This window comes from Streptomyces sp. NPDC016677 (genome assembly GCF_055562815.1).
The window spans coordinates 376948-391118 of the sequence record NZ_JBVHEO010000006.1 but is presented as its reverse complement, the minus strand read 5'-3'; the positions used below and the strand labels follow the sequence as shown (position 1 = coordinate 391118).

At 74.6% G+C, this 14171-nt stretch carries 13 protein-coding genes; 5 read left to right on the top strand and 8 right to left on the bottom strand.

From position 1 onward, the window contains the following. Positions 1–78: 78 nt before the first annotated feature. Entirely contained in the window at positions 79–1020 is a 942-nt protein-coding gene (locus ACZ3IG_RS20140) for a MurR/RpiR family transcriptional regulator (protein ID WP_467433668.1), read from the bottom strand. 54 nt (positions 1021–1074) lie between these two features. Between ACZ3IG_RS20140 and ACZ3IG_RS20135 the strand changes: the two genes are divergently transcribed. Together ACZ3IG_RS20135 and ACZ3IG_RS20130 are read left to right on the top strand one after the other, a co-directional pair. Next, on the top strand, positions 1075–1461 hold the full coding sequence (locus tag ACZ3IG_RS20135; RefSeq protein WP_467433666.1) for a hypothetical protein: 387 nt from the start codon (positions 1075–1077) through the stop codon (positions 1459–1461). Next, complete coding sequence (locus tag ACZ3IG_RS20130) at positions 1458–1760, top strand: DUF4031 domain-containing protein (RefSeq protein ID WP_467433665.1); 303 nt, start codon at positions 1458–1460, stop codon at positions 1758–1760. Before ACZ3IG_RS20135 ends, ACZ3IG_RS20130 begins: the two co-directional genes overlap by 4 nt. A gap of 27 nt (positions 1761–1787) precedes the next feature. Here ACZ3IG_RS20130 and ACZ3IG_RS20125 read toward each other — a convergent pair whose 3' ends face one another. Both ACZ3IG_RS20125 and ACZ3IG_RS20120 read right to left on the bottom strand, forming a co-directional pair. Further along, on the bottom strand, positions 1788–2876 hold the full coding sequence (locus ACZ3IG_RS20125; protein ID WP_467433663.1) for a GNAT family N-acetyltransferase: 1089 nt from the start codon (positions 2874–2876) through the stop codon (positions 1788–1790). A gap of 10 nt (positions 2877–2886) precedes the next feature. Beyond that, the gene (locus tag ACZ3IG_RS20120; protein WP_467433662.1) at positions 2887–3549 is read right to left on the bottom strand and encodes an HD domain-containing protein; all 663 of its coding nucleotides are present in this window, start codon (positions 3547–3549) and stop codon (positions 2887–2889) included. A 260-nt stretch (positions 3550–3809) separates the two neighbouring features. Between ACZ3IG_RS20120 and ACZ3IG_RS20115 the strand changes: the two genes are divergently transcribed. Continuing rightward, positions 3810–4508, top strand: coding sequence for a copper homeostasis protein CutC (locus ACZ3IG_RS20115; protein WP_467433661.1), 699 nt, complete (start codon positions 3810–3812; stop codon positions 4506–4508). Positions 4509–4622: 114 nt separating this feature from the next. Here ACZ3IG_RS20115 and ACZ3IG_RS20110 read toward each other — a convergent pair whose 3' ends face one another. Beyond that, positions 4623–6728 (bottom strand): HelD family protein, encoded by a 2106-nt coding sequence (locus ACZ3IG_RS20110; protein WP_467433659.1) that lies wholly within the window; start codon positions 6726–6728, stop codon positions 4623–4625. Positions 6729–7001: 273 nt separating this feature from the next. Between ACZ3IG_RS20110 and ACZ3IG_RS20105 the strand changes: the two genes are divergently transcribed. Beyond that, on the top strand, positions 7002–7193 hold the full coding sequence (locus ACZ3IG_RS20105) for a hypothetical protein (RefSeq protein WP_467433657.1): 192 nt from the start codon (positions 7002–7004) through the stop codon (positions 7191–7193). A 3-nt stretch (positions 7194–7196) separates the two neighbouring features. On the opposite strand, the gene ACZ3IG_RS20100 is transcribed toward ACZ3IG_RS20105, so the two are convergent. Beyond that, entirely contained in the window at positions 7197–7478 is a 282-nt protein-coding gene (locus ACZ3IG_RS20100) for a hypothetical protein (RefSeq protein ID WP_467433655.1), read from the bottom strand. 86 nt (positions 7479–7564) lie between these two features. Then, positions 7565–9208, bottom strand: a complete 1644-nt coding sequence (locus ACZ3IG_RS20095) for a DNA repair helicase XPB (RefSeq protein WP_467433653.1) — start codon at positions 9206–9208, stop codon at positions 7565–7567. Positions 9209–9458: 250 nt separating this feature from the next. Between ACZ3IG_RS20095 and istB the strand changes: the two genes are divergently transcribed. Further along, positions 9459–10709: an IS21-like element helper ATPase IstB gene (istB, locus tag ACZ3IG_RS20090; protein ID WP_467433724.1), complete on the top strand. Its 1251-nt coding sequence runs from the start codon at positions 9459–9461 to the stop codon at positions 10707–10709. Here the strand turns inward: istB and ACZ3IG_RS20085 are convergent. After that, a complete protein-coding gene (locus ACZ3IG_RS20085) occupies positions 10687–10920 on the bottom strand; it encodes a hypothetical protein (protein WP_467433650.1) in 234 nt (77 codons plus the stop codon). The genes istB and ACZ3IG_RS20085 overlap by 23 nt on opposite strands. Before the next feature lie 410 nt (positions 10921–11330). Beyond that, positions 11331–14009, bottom strand: coding sequence for a helicase-associated domain-containing protein (locus tag ACZ3IG_RS20080; RefSeq protein WP_467433649.1), 2679 nt, complete (start codon positions 14007–14009; stop codon positions 11331–11333). Positions 14010–14171 lie beyond the last annotated feature (162 nt).

The following is a 14171-nucleotide window of genomic DNA, read 5'->3' as shown; positions in this document are numbered from 1 at the left end:
TTCCGATGTCGGTCATGTCCCTGGGGGCGCGGGGAACTGCGCGAGCGGCCACAACGGACCCGCGGCCGCCCCCGACGCTCACGTCCTGCGGCGCCCCGACCCGTGCCGGTGGGCCAACGCCTCGTAGGACGCCGACAACGCCGGCCCCGCCGCCTCGTACGTCCGCTGCGCCACCCCCACGAACAGACAGTCCACCACCAGCAACTGCCCCGTCCGGGAGGACATCGCCGCCGGCCGCAGCTCGCTCTCCCGCGCCGTGGACGTCGTCAGTACGTGGTCGGCGTACTGCGCCACCGGCCCGTCCGGCCGCCCCGTGACCGCCACCGTCGTCGCCCCGCGCTCGAAGGCGACCCGCAGCGGCTCGATGACGTCCCCGGTCGAACCGGAGTGCGTGATGGCGACGGCGACGTCCCCGGCGCGCAGCTGCACCGCGTTGGTGACGGCGAGGTGCGGATCGGAGTGCGCGTGGGCTATCAGCCCTATGCGCAGCAGCTTCTGGGTGAGGTCCTGGGCGACCAGCCCCGACGCCCCGATGCCGTACACGTCGGTGCGCCGGGCGGCGGCGAGCGCGGTGACCGCCGCGCCGAGCTGGGCGGTGTCCAGGCCGGCCGCCGTGTCCGCGAGGGTCTGCTGCTCGTCGAGGGCGAGCTTGGCGACGACGTCGGCGATCGGGTCGTCCACCGCGATGTCGGTGGTGATGGCGGGCGCCCGCCCGGACTGCTGCGCGGCGGCGAGCCCGGCGAGGGCGAGCCGCAGATCGCGGTAGCCGGGATAGCCGAGCAGGCGGGCGGTGCGTACGACGGTCGCCTCGCTGGTGCCGGTCAGCTCGGCGAGCCCGGTGACCGTGAGCGCGGCGCAGCCCGCCGGGTCCCGCGCGACGGCCTCGGCGACCCGTTGCATGGAACGGGTCATGGACGGCGCCAGGGTGCGCACCTTGGCCGCGAGCGCGGCGGGCACGGGCGGCACGGGCGGCAGCGGCACGGTCGGCACACCGGTAGTTTCCTTCACCCCGTCAGTCATGGGTGAAAGATATTTTCATTCCGGTGCCGGGGCAAGAGTGCGCACAATGGGTGCATGAACCCCATCAGCCCCCTGGAACAGGCGCTGCACGCCGCCCGCGCCCTGGTCCTCGCCGACCTCGTCGCGGGCGAGGTCGCCGAGGCGGACGTCGTCTCGCTCGTCGAGGAGTCCGTCGTGCAGCGGCGCTGGTGGGTCGAGCAGTGGCCGGACGGCGCACCGTTCGTGGCGGGCCTGGTCGCGCAGGACGTGCAGGACGCGCTGCTGGAGCGGTACGGCCGCTGGCCGCTGTGCCCGGTGTGCGGCTCCGGCGACCCGCACGCCCTGGACATCGAGCCGGAGCTGGGCCCCGACCCGCACTGGGTGTGCTCCGAGGCGGGCGTCAAGGTCGCCGCGGTGGGCTCGCTGGGCACGGCCCTCGGCGGCCCGGGGGCCTCCTCGTGACCGTCTACGTCGATCCGCCGTCCTGGCCCGGCCACGGGCGGATGTGGTCCCACCTGGTCAGCGACGTCTCCTACGACGAACTGCACGCCTTCGCGAGCCGCCTGGACGTGCCCCGCCGGGCCTTCGACCGCGACCACTACGACCTCCCCGCCCACCGGTACGCGGACGCCGTACGGGCCGGCGCGCTGGAGGTGAGCAGCCGCGAGGTGGTGCGGCTGCTGCGCGGGGCGGGGCTGCGCCGCCCCAAGCGCGGCGCGGGCGCGGCCGGGGGCCGGCCGGGTCGGCCCCGCAGCTCGTAGGCGATCAGCCCCGCAGTTCGTAGGCGATCAGCCCCGCAGTTCGTAGGCGAACAGTTCCGCGTCCGCCGGGTCCTCCGTCGGCACCCGGGTGAAACCGGCCCGCTCCAGCACCGCCTGCGAGGCGTGGTTGTCCGGCTCGGTACGGGCGAAGACGCGGTTCACGCCGGGCCGGGCCAGCGCCCACCCCGACAGCGCGCGCAGTGCCTCGGTGGCGTAGCCGTGGCCGCGCGCCGCCTCGACGAGGTCGTAGCCGACCTCCACCCGGCCGTCCTCGTCGGGCACCCCGTGGAAGCCCATCGCGCCGACCGCCAGGCCGTCCGTGCGGCGCACCAGCGCGTACATCCCCCACTCCGGCCGGTGCACGCCCCCTTCGTACGCCTTCACCACCATCCCGGCGCCCTCGCGCGTGCCGTCGACCGGCCGTCCCCCGGCCCAGGGGAAGCCGCCGTCGCCACCGAGGGCGAGGTCGTTCGCGGCGGCCGGGGTGATGCCCTCCAGGACGAGCCGCTCGGCCGGGAGCACCAGGTTGTTGCACCACTTCCAGCCGGTCACCGGGGCCCGGCCCGGCAACTCGCCCCGCCCCGTGGCCCACAGCAGCGTGCGCCAGGCGTCGGTGCCGGGCCGCACGTGCGGGAAGATCCGCGTCAGGACGTACGCGCACAGCTCGGCGGACGGCTCGTACGGCACGCCGAGGCCGGTGGCGATGTCGTGGGTGTGCAGCAGTACTTCGGCGACCCCCATGGCGGCGAAGCCGTCCCGGCCCGCGTCCCGGAAGGGGTACGGGTGGAAGGCGCGGACGTCGCGGGGCGTGGTGCGGACGGTGGCGGCGAGCAGCGCGCCGGTCGTCCGGACGACGTGGAGCAGCCCCTCGTTGCCGGTGCCCTCGTCCAGGGTGATCTCGAAGGGGACGTAGGCGTCGGCGGCCCGCCCGGCCAACTGGCCCGCGTAGGCGATGAGGTCGCCCGCGATGTGCGCCGCTGTCTCCCGGCAGCTCCACTCCAGCCGCCCGGCCCGCACCGCCTCCCAGTCCCGGTCCGCCACCGTGCCCAGTACCGCCACGGCGCCCGCGACGGCCGCCTCGACCTGTTCCCCGCCCAGCTCGCCCGTGTTCCGCATGGCGGGCAGGCTACGGGGCCGGGGGAGCGTCCGGCGACAGCATTTCCAGCTCTCCGGCGAGGTTGTACCGGGCGGTCGCCTCCCACGCGCGCCGCCCGTACGGCGTCCGGAACAGGCTGGGCAGTCCGAGGAGTTGACGCAGGACCGCAGCCCGGCCGGCGCGGAAGGCGTCGTCCGGCACGAAGTGGTACTCCTGGCGGACGGCCGCGGTGTAGGCGGCGTACGCCGCCGGCGGCGCGGCGAGGACCGCCAGGTCGGCGTCGCACAGCACCTGCCCGTTGCGGTCGTCGCCGGCCGGGTCGTGGGTGACGGTCAGCCGGACGAGGCGGGCCACCTCGGCGGTCTTCTCCGGCCCGACCCCGGCCTCGGGCAGGGCGCGCTCGGCGAGGCGGGCGGAGCGTTCCTCGTTGGCCGAGCGCTCGGGCAGGTGGACCGCGTCGTGGAACCAGGCGGCGAGGCGTACGACGGCCAGGTCGTCGGCGTACTCCTGGAGCGTGTCGATGTGGTCCAGGACCGCCGTCAGGTGCTCGACGGTGTGGTAGCGGCGCTGCGGCTCCGACCAGCGGCGCAGCAGCGCGTCGGCGTACCGGTACGGCTCGGGGAGGCAGGCGCCGTCCCGGGCCGGGAGCAGGGCGCGCAGCCAGCGGGCGCGGAGGTCGTCGAGATCGGCCATGCGTCCATTCTCCCGTGACGGTGACGGGAGGCCCCCAGCCCTTGTGGCTGTCCGGCGATTCCCGCCTGCCTCACGGGACGGCCGGCCGACGGCGCGGCCCGTGAACCGGCCGGGGCGCAGGAGCGGGAACTGGTCATCTTCGGGTGAGGTGAGCGGTGTGCGCCGGGGGCGCGCGGGCTCGGGCGCTAATCTGTCCCGTGATTGGACTAGACCTGTAGCCGCGCCGGTGGACGCCGGTGGACGCCGACGAATGGGGCCCCATGAGCAAGCGTGCAGTCCTGGAGGTGATCGCCCTCGACGTCGAGGACGCGGTCGCCGCCCGGGCCGGAGGCGCGGACCGCCTCGAACTGGTCACCGACATGGCGGCCGACGGACTCACCCCGTCGGCCGCGACCGTCGCCGCGGTCCGGGCCGCCGTCGACATCGACGTACGCGTGATGCTGCGGCTCGCGGACGGCTTCGCCGCCGGGACCGCCGAGGACGTGGAGCGGCTGGTGCGAGTCGCGGGGGAGCTGCGGGAGGCGGGGGCCGACCAGTTCGTGCTGGGGTTCCTCGACGCGGACGGGGACGTGGACCTGGCGGCGGTGGAGCGGCTGGCGGCGGTCCTCCAGGGGTGCCGGTGGACGTTCCACCGCGCCATCGACCGCGCCGCCGACCGGGCCGCCCTGCGCAAGCGGCTCGCGGACTTCCCCGGCCTGGACACGTATCTGACGGCCGGGTCGGCCGGCGGGGTCGACGAGGGACGGGACGTGCTGGTCGCCGAGGCGCGGCGGCAGGGCGAGCCCGGCTACGAGCAGCAGCTCCTGGTCGGGGGCGGGCTGCGGCTGGACCACGTGCCGCGGCTGCTGGACGCCGGGATCGACGGGTTCCACATCGGCGGGGCGGCTCGGCCGCGGGGGTGGGACGGTCCGGTCTCGGCGGAGGCGGTCGCGGAGTGGCGGCGGGTGTTGGGGGACTGAGCGTCTCCTGGACGGTGACCGGACTGCCGCTCGGGGGGCGGGTGGCGCGGCCCGCCGCCGGCCGGGTGCCGCCGCGCCCACCCGTGCCGCCCCTGGCGGCACGATCGCCCGCGGCTACGCCGAGAGTTGCCGCGGCAGCGGGGCCGTGTGCGTCACGATCAGCCCCGACACCGCCCGCGTGAGACACACGTACAGCCGCCGCAGTCCCGTCCGCTCGTCCGGCTCCCCGTCCACCACCGCCCGTGGCTCGTCGAGGACCACGTAGTCGTACTCCAGGCCCTTGGCCAGCGAGGCCGGGACCAGGGTCAGCCGGGCGCCCTCCGTGGTCTCCTCACCCGGCGCGAGGTGCCCGACGCCCGCGTCCGTCAGCTCCCGCGCCAGCTCGGGGACCCGGACATCGGCGGCGATGAGCCCGACCGACCCCTCCCGGCGCAGCAGCTCGCGGCAGGCCGCCACCACGTCGGCCGTACCGTCGGCGTCCCGGATCTCGAAGAAGCCGGGGTTCTCCCGGACCGACGCCACCGGCGTCAGCCCCGGCGCGATGTGCGGCAGCAGCCGTGAGGCGTACGCGATCACGTCCGTCGGCACCCGGAAACCGGCCGTCAGCTCCTCCACCACCGCCTCCTCCTTGCCCAGGTGGGCCAGCGCCTCCCGCCAGCTGCGGGTCGCCCACGGCGTGGTGCCCTGCGCCAGGTCGCCGAGGACGGTCGCGGAACCGGTGGTGCAGCGCCGGCCCACCGCCCGGTACTGCATGGGGGAGAGGTCCTGCGCCTCGTCCAGGACGACGTGCCCGAGGGAGTGGGTGCGCTCGATCAGATCCGCCGCCTCGTCGATCAGCACCGCGTCCGCCGCCGACCACTTGGCGGTCTTCACCGACCGGGCCGGCTTCGCCCACAGCACCGCCTTCCGCTCGTCCTCCGTGAGCAGCCCCTCGGCGTGCTCGGCGAGGAACTCCGGCTCCGACAGCAGCCGCAGCACCAGCCTGGCCGGGTCGACGGCCGGCCACACCGCCTTCACGCACGCCTTGACCGCCGCGTTCCGCGCCACCGCGTTCTGCACCCGGTCGTCCGGCGCCTCGCCCGCCCGCTCCATCTGCACCAGCACGGCGTGCGCGATGCGCTGCGGCAGGGCCTCGCGGGCGGCGCCGTACCGGATGCCCCGGTCCAGCAACTCCCGTACCAGCTCCTCCACTTCGTACGCCGCAACCCGCCAGCGCCGCGAGCCGCGCACGACGACGACCGGCTCGGCGGGCATCGAGACGTGCGAGTACAGCGCCCGGCGCAGCACCTCCGCCATCCGGGCGTCGCCCTTGACCACCGCCGTCGCCGCCTCGTCGGTGCCGCGCACCTCGACGTGGGCCACCAGGTCGTCGACGGTGGCCTGCCGGACGGTCAGCTCGCCGAGCGCGGGCAGCACCTGCTCGATGTAGTGCAGGAAGGACCTGTTCGGCCCGATGACGAGGGTGCCGGTGCGGGCGAGCCGCTCGCGGTGCGCGTACAGCAGGTACGCCACCCGGTGCAGGCCGACGGCGGTCTTCCCGGTGCCGGGACCGCCCTGCACGCAGACCGAGCCGGACAGTCCGGCGCGCACGATCTCGTCCTGCTCCGGCTGGATGGTGGCGACGATGTCCCGCATCGGACCGACGCGGGGCCGCTCGATCTCCCGCTGGAGCAGCTTGCTGGTGGCCGCCGCCTCCGCCGGGTCGGTCAGCCGTTCGTCCTCGTACGCGGTGATCTCTCCGCCCGTGTAACCGAACCGGCGGCGCAGTTCGACGTCCTTCGGGTCCTTCCTGGACGCCTGGTAGAACGGCTGCGAGACGGGCGCCCGCCAGTCGATGACCATCGGGTCGCCGTCCGCGTCGTGGACGTGCCGCCGCCCGATGTGCAGTGTCCGATAAGCGGCCTCCGGCCGCGGGCGCTCCCCCTCGGCCCCCTCCGCCCCCTCGGCCCGCTCCGCCCCCGGCGCGTGCGCGTAGTCGAGCCGGCCGAAGAACAGCGGGGTGTCGCTGAGGTCGGCCAGGGCCTTGACCCGGTCCTCGATCTGCCGCTCCAGGACGGCGGCGTTGACCCAGTTCGCGGTGACGTCGCTGATGTCGAGGGACTCGACGTCGGCACGCATGGCGCGCAGGGCCGCACGGGACGCGGCCAGGTGGGCGCGCTCCCGGGCGAGCGGGTCGGACAGGGGGCCGGACAGGGGGTCGTCGTGGACGGACGTGGACAAGGGGGTGCCTCCGGCGGACCTGGGATGGTGGGTGCGGATGCCGGCCGGTTTCCGTCCGGACGGCGGCGCTCCGTGAGGGAGGCGGGAAGAGCGGAGATTGTAGAGGAGCGCTCGGGCCCGGGGCCAACGGATTTCCCGTGCCCCTCAGGGGCCGTCTCCTCCCGCAGACGTACGGCGGGAGGAGACGGGTGGGTCGCAGGGTGGAGGCGACGGGCGGCGGGGTTCGGCCGGAGGGCCGATGTCAACGGCGGCCCGCCACCGCACCATGGACACATGAGCGCAGCAACCGTCTTCCCGACGACAGCCCCGGCACCGGGCCGCACGTCCGCTGCCCCGCACCCGGCCGCCGTCCACCGCCTGACCTACGCCCTGCGCGCCGCCAGGACCTTCGCCGGCGCCGCCTTCGACATCGTGCTCCTCGGCGAGTGCGACGACGAGGAGGCGGGCGTCCGCCGCCGGCGGTGAGCGTCAGCCCTCGGGCAGCAGGATGTCCGCGTCGTCGAAGATCCGGAGCATCACCAGCAGCAGCCGGCCCCGCGACACCATGTACTCCGCGACGATCTGCGAGGTGAGACGGACCTCGCGGTCCTGCTCACCGGGACCCACCGGGCGTGACACCTCGGTGTAGGGGTCGCGGGACAGGATCGAGACCGCCTTGTCGAAGGCGGCCCGGCGGACGGGATCGAGCCGGTCGCGGTCACGGGCCGCCGGCTCGGTGTACAGCACTTCGTAGACGTCCTCGTGAGGCATGGGCGCCCTTTCCGTTCCGTGACCGCCGTCCGTGGCCGCCGAGGCACCAGCGTAGCGATGCGTGAGCCGTCGTGAGCGCCCTCTCCTCACTCCCCCGCCAGCAGCTCGTCCGCGTCCATGATCCGGTACGCGTATCCCTGCTCGGCCAGGAACCGCTGCCGGTGGGCGGCGAAGTCCTGGTCGAGGGTGTCGCGGGCGACCACCGAGTAGAAGTGGGCCTGGTGGCCGTCGGCCTTCGGACGGAGCACCCGGCCGAGGCGCTGCGCCTCCTCCTGCCGCGACCCGAACGTCCCCGACACCTGCACGGCGACCGTCGCCTCCGGCAGGTCGATGGAGAAGTTCGCGACCTTCGACACCACCAGGACGTTGATCTCGCCCTGCCGGAACGCCTCGAACAGCTTCTCCCGCTGCGCGTTCGACGTCTCACCCTTGATCACCGGGGCGCCCAGGTGCTCGCCCAGCTCGTCCAGCTGGTCGATGTACTGGCCGATGACCAGGATCTGCTGCCCGGCGAACCGGCGCACGATCGCCTCGGTCACCTTCCGCTTGGTGGCCGTGGTGGCGCAGAAGCGGTACTTCTCCTCCGTCTCGGCGGTCGCGTACGCCAGCCGCTCCGACTCGGTCAGGTTGACCCGCACCTCCACGCAGTCGGCGGGCGCGATGTACCCCTGCGCCTCGATCTCCTTCCAGGGCGCGTCGAAGCGCTTGGGCCCGATGAGGGAGAACACGTCCGACTCGCGGCCGTCCTCGCGCACGAGGGTCGCGGTCAGGCCGAGCCGGCGCCGTGCCTGGAGGTCGGCGGTGAACTTGAAGACCGGCGCCGGCAGCAGGTGCACCTCGTCGTAGACGATCAGCCCCCAGTCCCGGGAGTCGAACAGCTCCAGGTGCGGGTAGACGCCCTTCCGCCGGGTCGTCAGCACCTGGTACGTGGCGATGGTGACCGGCCGGATCTCCTTCCTGGTCCCGCTGTACTCGCCGATCTCGTCCTCGGTCAGCGAGGTGCGCTTGACCAGCTCGTGCTTCCACTGCCGGGCGGAGACCGTGTTGGTGACCAGGATCAGCGTGGTCGACTTCGCCTGCGCCATCGAACCGGCGCCGACCAGCGTCTTCCCCGCCCCGCAGGGCAGCACGACGACGCCGCTGCCGCCGTGCCAGAAGTTCTCCACCGCCTGCTTCTGGTACGGGCGCAGCGCCCAGCCGTCCTCGGCCAGCTCGATCGGGTGCGCCTCGCCGTCGACGTACCCGGCGAGGTCCTCGGCGGGCCAGCCCAGCTTCAGCAGCGTCTGCTTGATCTGCCCGCGCTCGGAGGGGTGCACGGCGACCGTGTCGGGGTCGATGCGGGCGCCGACCAGCGGGGCGATCCGCTTCGACTTCAGCACCTCCTCCAGGACCGGCCGGTCGGTGGTGGTCAGCACCAGCCCGTGCGCCGGGTGCTTGGACAGGGTGAGGCGCCCGTAGCGGTCCATCGTCTCGGCGATGTCGACGAGCAGCGCGTGCGGCACCGGGTAGCGGCTGTACTCGACGAGCGCGTCGACGACCTGTTCGGCGTCGTGGCCCGCCGCCCGCGCGTTCCACAGGCCCAGCGGCGTCACCCGGTAGGTGTGGATGTGCTCCGGCGCCCGCTCCAGCTCGGCGAAGGGGGCGATGGCACGGCGGCAGTCGCCGGCCAGTTCGTGGTCGACTTCCAGGAGCAGCGTCTTGTCGGACTGGACGATGAGCGGACCATTCACGGGCGGCACCCTTTCGCGCGCGTACGGCCGACGGCGACTGGACGGATCGGCCAAACGTCCAGTGTGCCTGATCGGCCCGGGTGCGCGAGGGGCCGGTGGGCCGGGCGGAGAGAGCGGCCCACCGGTTCACTGGGGCGGACCGGAGTCCCGTCCTACTGGATGTCTTTTCATTCCAACGTGTGGTGTGAATTCCCTTCCCCCGGACGGCCCAGGAAAATAAGCGACCGTGCCCCCTGTGCAGAACACCCCGATGCCGACGCTCGGCTACGCCCTTTTCGCCACCCGCTGGCTACAGGCTCCCCTGTATTTCGGCCTGGTCGCCGCGCAGGGCGTGTACGTCTACAAGTTCTTCAACGAGCTGTGGGCCTTACTCCTGCGCTGCGTGAGCGGGCAGGCCAGCGAGACCTACGTCATGCTCGCCGTGCTCAAGCTGGTCGACGTCGTCATGATCGCCAACCTGCTGATCATGGTCATCGTCGGTGGGTACGAGACCTTCGTCTCGCGTATCGGCCTCCAGGGCCACCGGGACCAGCCGGAATGGCTGTCGCACGTCAATTCCAATGTGCTGAAGGTGAAACTGGCCACCGCCATCGTGGGCATTTCCTCCGTCCACCTTCTCCAGATGTTCGTGGACGTCCACCACACCTCCCGCCACGCGCTGCTGTGGGGCACGGTCATCCACATGGCGTTCATCGTCTCGGCGGCGATCCTGGCGTACATGTCGGGCCCGATGACCCGGCAGGCGGAACGCGCGCACCTGACCGAACGGCGACAGGAGCGGCCCCCGGCGGACACGCCGTCGCCCGGAACGCACGTCGCCCAGCTCTCCGCACCCCCGGTCCCCGCACCCGCACCCGTCCCCGCCCCCTTCCCGGCCCAGCGGCAGGCCGTGGAGGTGCCGCCCGCGCGGGCCGCGGCCGGGGCCGAGGACCGGATCGCGGAGGCCGGCTTCCCGGGGCGCAAGCTGCTGGAGGACTTCGACGAGAGCCACCCCCTCGCCTTCGACCGGGAGGCCGTGGCCCGGCTCGGCAAGCTGGACTTCGTCACCGCCCGGCAGAACGTGGTGTTCGCCGGCCCGCCCGGCACCGGCAAGACGCACCTGGCCGTCGGGCTCGGGGTGCGCGCCTGCCAGGCCGGGCACCGGGTGCTGTTCGCGACCGCCGCCGAGTGGGCCGCCCGGCTCACCGAGGCCCGCACGGCCGGGCGGCTCACCGAGGAACTGACCGCCCTCGACGCCTACCCCCTGCTGATCGTCGACGAGGTCGGCTACACCCCCTTCGACCCGGCGACCACGTCCCTCTTCTTCCGGCTCGTCGCCCACCGCTACGAACGTGGCTCGCTGATCGTGACCGGGGACCGTCCGCCCGCCCGCTGGGACGAGGTCTTCGGCGGCCCCTCCGTCCCGGCGATGGTGGACCGCCTGGTCCACCACGCCGAGCTGGTGCGTCTCGAAGGGGAGAGCTACCGCGCCCGCCGCGCTACCGCAGCGTGGACAGATTGACGGTGTTCACCAGCGGCCCCTCCACGGAGATCAGCTCGCCGTTGGCCAGGGTCTGTCCGCCCGTGCCCCCCAGCGGGAGCGGCAGCGCGGCGGCCTCGGGGACCAGCGCGGCGATCAGCGCGGCGGCGGTGACCAGGGCGGAGAGGGAGACGGCGAGGGCGGAACGGACGGAGACGGCGGTACGGGCCGTGGTGGACAGCTTGTAACCCATAGGACTTCCGGCCTTTCGCGGAGCGAGATCGTCAGTGCGCGGATGCGCGGATGCGCGGGCCGGCCCAGGGGTGGGGCCGGCCCGCTCAGGGAGGGGCGGGACGGGTCAGAGGGTGATGCCACCGCCCAGATCGATACCGACCGCGGCGGCCTCGGCGGCGAACACGGTGAGGAGCGCGGTGGTGGTGGTCAGGACGGCGGCGATACGACGAACGGCACCCATCGGAGATTCCTTCCGGTCTGGTTCAGGACACCCGGTGGCTGCCCGAGCCGGAACCGCCCGATGCGGTTTATGAAAAAAGCTCCCTCCGGGGTGGGAAAACCCCGGCGTGGCGCGCATGAACCGCCGCGTACGCCCGAAAGTGCGCGAAAAGACGGGGCAGGACGCCCGGCCGCGTAAAACGGGAGGGGTCACCCCGCGTCGTCGGCGAGTTCGGCGACCCCCGTGATCCGGTGCAGCGCGAAGGTGCGGACCTCGTCCGCGGTGTGGTCGTACGCCGTCACGAAGCCGCCCTCCACCCGCACCGGGGCGATCACCCGCTGACTGGCGGCGCCCTCGGCGTTCACGTACCCGATCCACACCGCCTCGCCGGTCAGCACGGCCGCCTGCACGGTGGCGAGCGTCTCGGCGGAACCAGTACGGGGCGGCTCCCCGCCCGCCGGCGCCGTACCGGCGTCCGGCTTGCGCGGTGCGGTGGCGGCCAGGTCACCGGCCCGGATGGCCCGGATCGCGGCCGTCAGCAGCGCGTCGTCCGGCACCGGCGGCCCCTCCGGGACCGGCTCGGGCGCCGTGCGCGGCGGGGTGCGGCGGGCGTCGGCGCGGGCGATCAGCACATCGCCCCCGGCGGACTCGGCGGCCGGCGCGAACCCCATCGCGCGCAGCCCCTCCAGCAGCCCCGCCGGGTCGGTCCGCGCGGCCAGCACGGTCGGCGCCAGGCGCCGCAGCCCGAGGCCGGCGGCCCGCTTGTCGGCGAGGATCTCGTCCAGCGTCGCGTCGTCGTCGCAGCGGACGTACGCGGAGGCCGCCCCGACCCGCAGCCGCCCGTGCCGGCGGGCCACGTCGTCGATCAGGTACGTCAGCGGCTGCGGCACCGGTGTACGGGAGTACCGGGCGAGGAAGGAGTGCAGGTCGGCGGCGGTCCGGCCGGAGTCCAGGGCCCGGCGCACCGAACCGGGCGTGAACCGGTAGACGGTCGCCCCGCCCTTGGACTCGACGTCCGCGACCACGTCGAGCAGTTCGGCGAGCGGCCGTCGCAGCGGTCCGGGCGCCACCGCCGTCAGGTCGGCCTGGAGCAGGACGTGGTCCAGCGGCTCGGGCAGCAGCGGAGCGAGCACCCGGGCGGCGGCGGCCGTCGCGGCGGCCTGCTCGGTGGGCGGCAGCGGCTCGGGCGCGGGCGGCGTGCGGTGCCGGAGGTGATGGACGGGAAGCTTGTCACCGGGCCCGCCGTCACCGCTCTCCCGCGCACGCGACTGCGACTGCGGCTGGGGCTGCGGCTGGGGCTGCGGCTGGGGCTGCGGCTGGGGCTGCGACTGGGACTGCGACTGGGGCTGCGACTGGGGCTGCGGCTGCGGCTGGGACGCGGGCGCGGGTACTCCGATCAGCGCCCGCCCCGGTCCCGCCAGCGCCCCCCGCCCGGTCACCCCCAGCAGCTCCGCCTCGGCCAGCGTCCACCGGGCGAGCCGGGCCCGCAGGTCCTCCGGGGAACCCTCGGCCCGTTCGTCCCGCCGCGGCCCCCGCAGCGGACGCTCCCAGCGCAGCCGGGCCAGCACCGACTCCGGGTCCGGCGCGGCCCCCTCGGGCAACCCCGCCAGCAGCGCCAGCACCCGGTGCCGTACCTCCGGCGCCGCCGACCGGTCGAGCCCCGCGCCCAGCGTCGACAGGGCGCGGTCCTTGGCGTCCCGGCTGCCGACCAGGCCGCTGGTGCGGGTCGCGAGCAGCCACGCCTCGGCCAGCCGCGCCCAGCGCTCGGCCCAGGGCAGCTCCCGCCACTCGTCGTAGGCCGGGGTCGCCGCGTACCGCTCGTCGGCCTCGCCGTCGGAGGCCAGCAGCCCGGCCGCGTAGGCCAGTTCGATCCAGAAGGCGGCGACCGGCTCGGGGACGTCCAGGGCGACCGCCGTCCGCTTCAGGTCGCGCACGCTCAGCCCGCCCGCGCGCAGCACGGCCGGGCCGCCCTCGGCCCAGTCCTTCAGCAGCTCGTCGACGGTGGCGAGCGCCGCCAGCGCCTGCCCGGCCGCGGCGCCGTCCACCACCTGCGGACGGTACGAGGCGGCGGCCGTCACCGGCGGCGGCACCGGCTCGGGCGTCCGGTGCGCCCGCCCGGACCGCAGCCGCAGGGCGACCTCGCGGGGCAGCACCACGGTGCCCGGCGCGGTCGGCAGCAGCAGACCCCGGTCGAGGAGCCAGCGCAGATGGGGCGCCGGGTCATGGGTGACCTGCCCGTACGGCGGCCCCCACACCAGCCGCTCCAGCACCTGGACGGACTCCGCCGGGGCCCCGGCGAGCAGCGCCGCCATCCCGTCCCGGTCGGTGAACAGCCCGGTCAGCGCGTCCACCGCGGAGACCGGATCGTGCGTCGAGGGCAGCCCGACGGCGCCGAGGACCTCCTGGAGCCGCCCCGGCGACATCCCCGCCGTGGCCTCCCGCACCGTCGGCCCCAGCCCGGTCGGCGACGGATGCTGCGGCGAGGGCACCAGCAGCTCCCGGGCGGTACGCACCAGCCGCAGCCGGTCGTCACCGCCCCACACCAGCGCCTGCTCCCGCAGCACGGCCAGCGCGCGCGGCAGCGCGGCGGCGACGGACGGGTCGCCGTCGTCCCCGGCCATCAGCCCGGACAGCTCCTCGTACGTCGCCGGATCGGCCGCCACGGCCAGCGCCTCGGCCGTCTGCAGCGTGAACCGGTCCAGCCGCTCCAGCGCCCGCACCACCGAGGCACGGGTGCCCGCCCGGGTGGCGAGCTGGGTGAGATCGGTGGGGACGGGGGTGACGAGGTCGGGGCGGCTGCGCAGGAGGGCGGCCAGGGAGGCGTCGTCCCTGCCGCGAAGGGCCTCCGCGAGGGACCGGAGTGGAGCGGGCTTCTCCTCGGTGCTCATCCGCCCCACGGTAGCGGGTCGCCCCCGGCCCACCGAGCCGTTCCCGGGCGCCCGCCCGGGGCGCGTCCCCGCCCGTTCCCGGGGGTTTCGCCGCCGGTGGGGGCGATTTCGCACCGCCACAACGGGTACGGTCGACCGACGGGGTATCACCAACGCACCGCC

What these genes read in the sequence shown, in the direction of transcription:
- ACZ3IG_RS20085 (WP_467433650.1), bottom strand. Translation starts at nt 10,920, where the DNA reads ATGGGTTACAAGCTGTCCACCACGGCCCGTACCGCCGTCTCCGTCCGT.
- ACZ3IG_RS20100 (WP_467433655.1), bottom strand. Translation starts at nt 7,478, where the DNA reads ATGCCTCACGAGGACGTCTACGAAGTGCTGTACACCGAGCCGGCGGCC.
- ACZ3IG_RS20115 (WP_467433661.1), top strand. Translation starts at nt 3,810, where the DNA reads ATGAGCAAGCGTGCAGTCCTGGAGGTGATCGCCCTCGACGTCGAGGAC.
- ACZ3IG_RS20135 (WP_467433666.1), top strand. Translation starts at nt 1,075, where the DNA reads ATGAACCCCATCAGCCCCCTGGAACAGGCGCTGCACGCCGCCCGCGCC.
- ACZ3IG_RS20125 (WP_467433663.1), bottom strand. Translation starts at nt 2,876, where the DNA reads ATGCGGAACACGGGCGAGCTGGGCGGGGAACAGGTCGAGGCGGCCGTC.
- istB (WP_467433724.1), top strand. Translation starts at nt 9,459, where the DNA reads ATGCCGACGCTCGGCTACGCCCTTTTCGCCACCCGCTGGCTACAGGCT.
- ACZ3IG_RS20120 (WP_467433662.1), bottom strand. Translation starts at nt 3,549, where the DNA reads ATGGCCGATCTCGACGACCTCCGCGCCCGCTGGCTGCGCGCCCTGCTC.
- ACZ3IG_RS20105 (WP_467433657.1), top strand. Translation starts at nt 7,002, where the DNA reads ATGAGCGCAGCAACCGTCTTCCCGACGACAGCCCCGGCACCGGGCCGC.
- ACZ3IG_RS20080 (WP_467433649.1), bottom strand. Translation starts at nt 14,009, where the DNA reads ATGAGCACCGAGGAGAAGCCCGCTCCACTCCGGTCCCTCGCGGAGGCC.
- ACZ3IG_RS20140 (WP_467433668.1), bottom strand. Translation starts at nt 1,020, where the DNA reads ATGACTGACGGGGTGAAGGAAACTACCGGTGTGCCGACCGTGCCGCTG.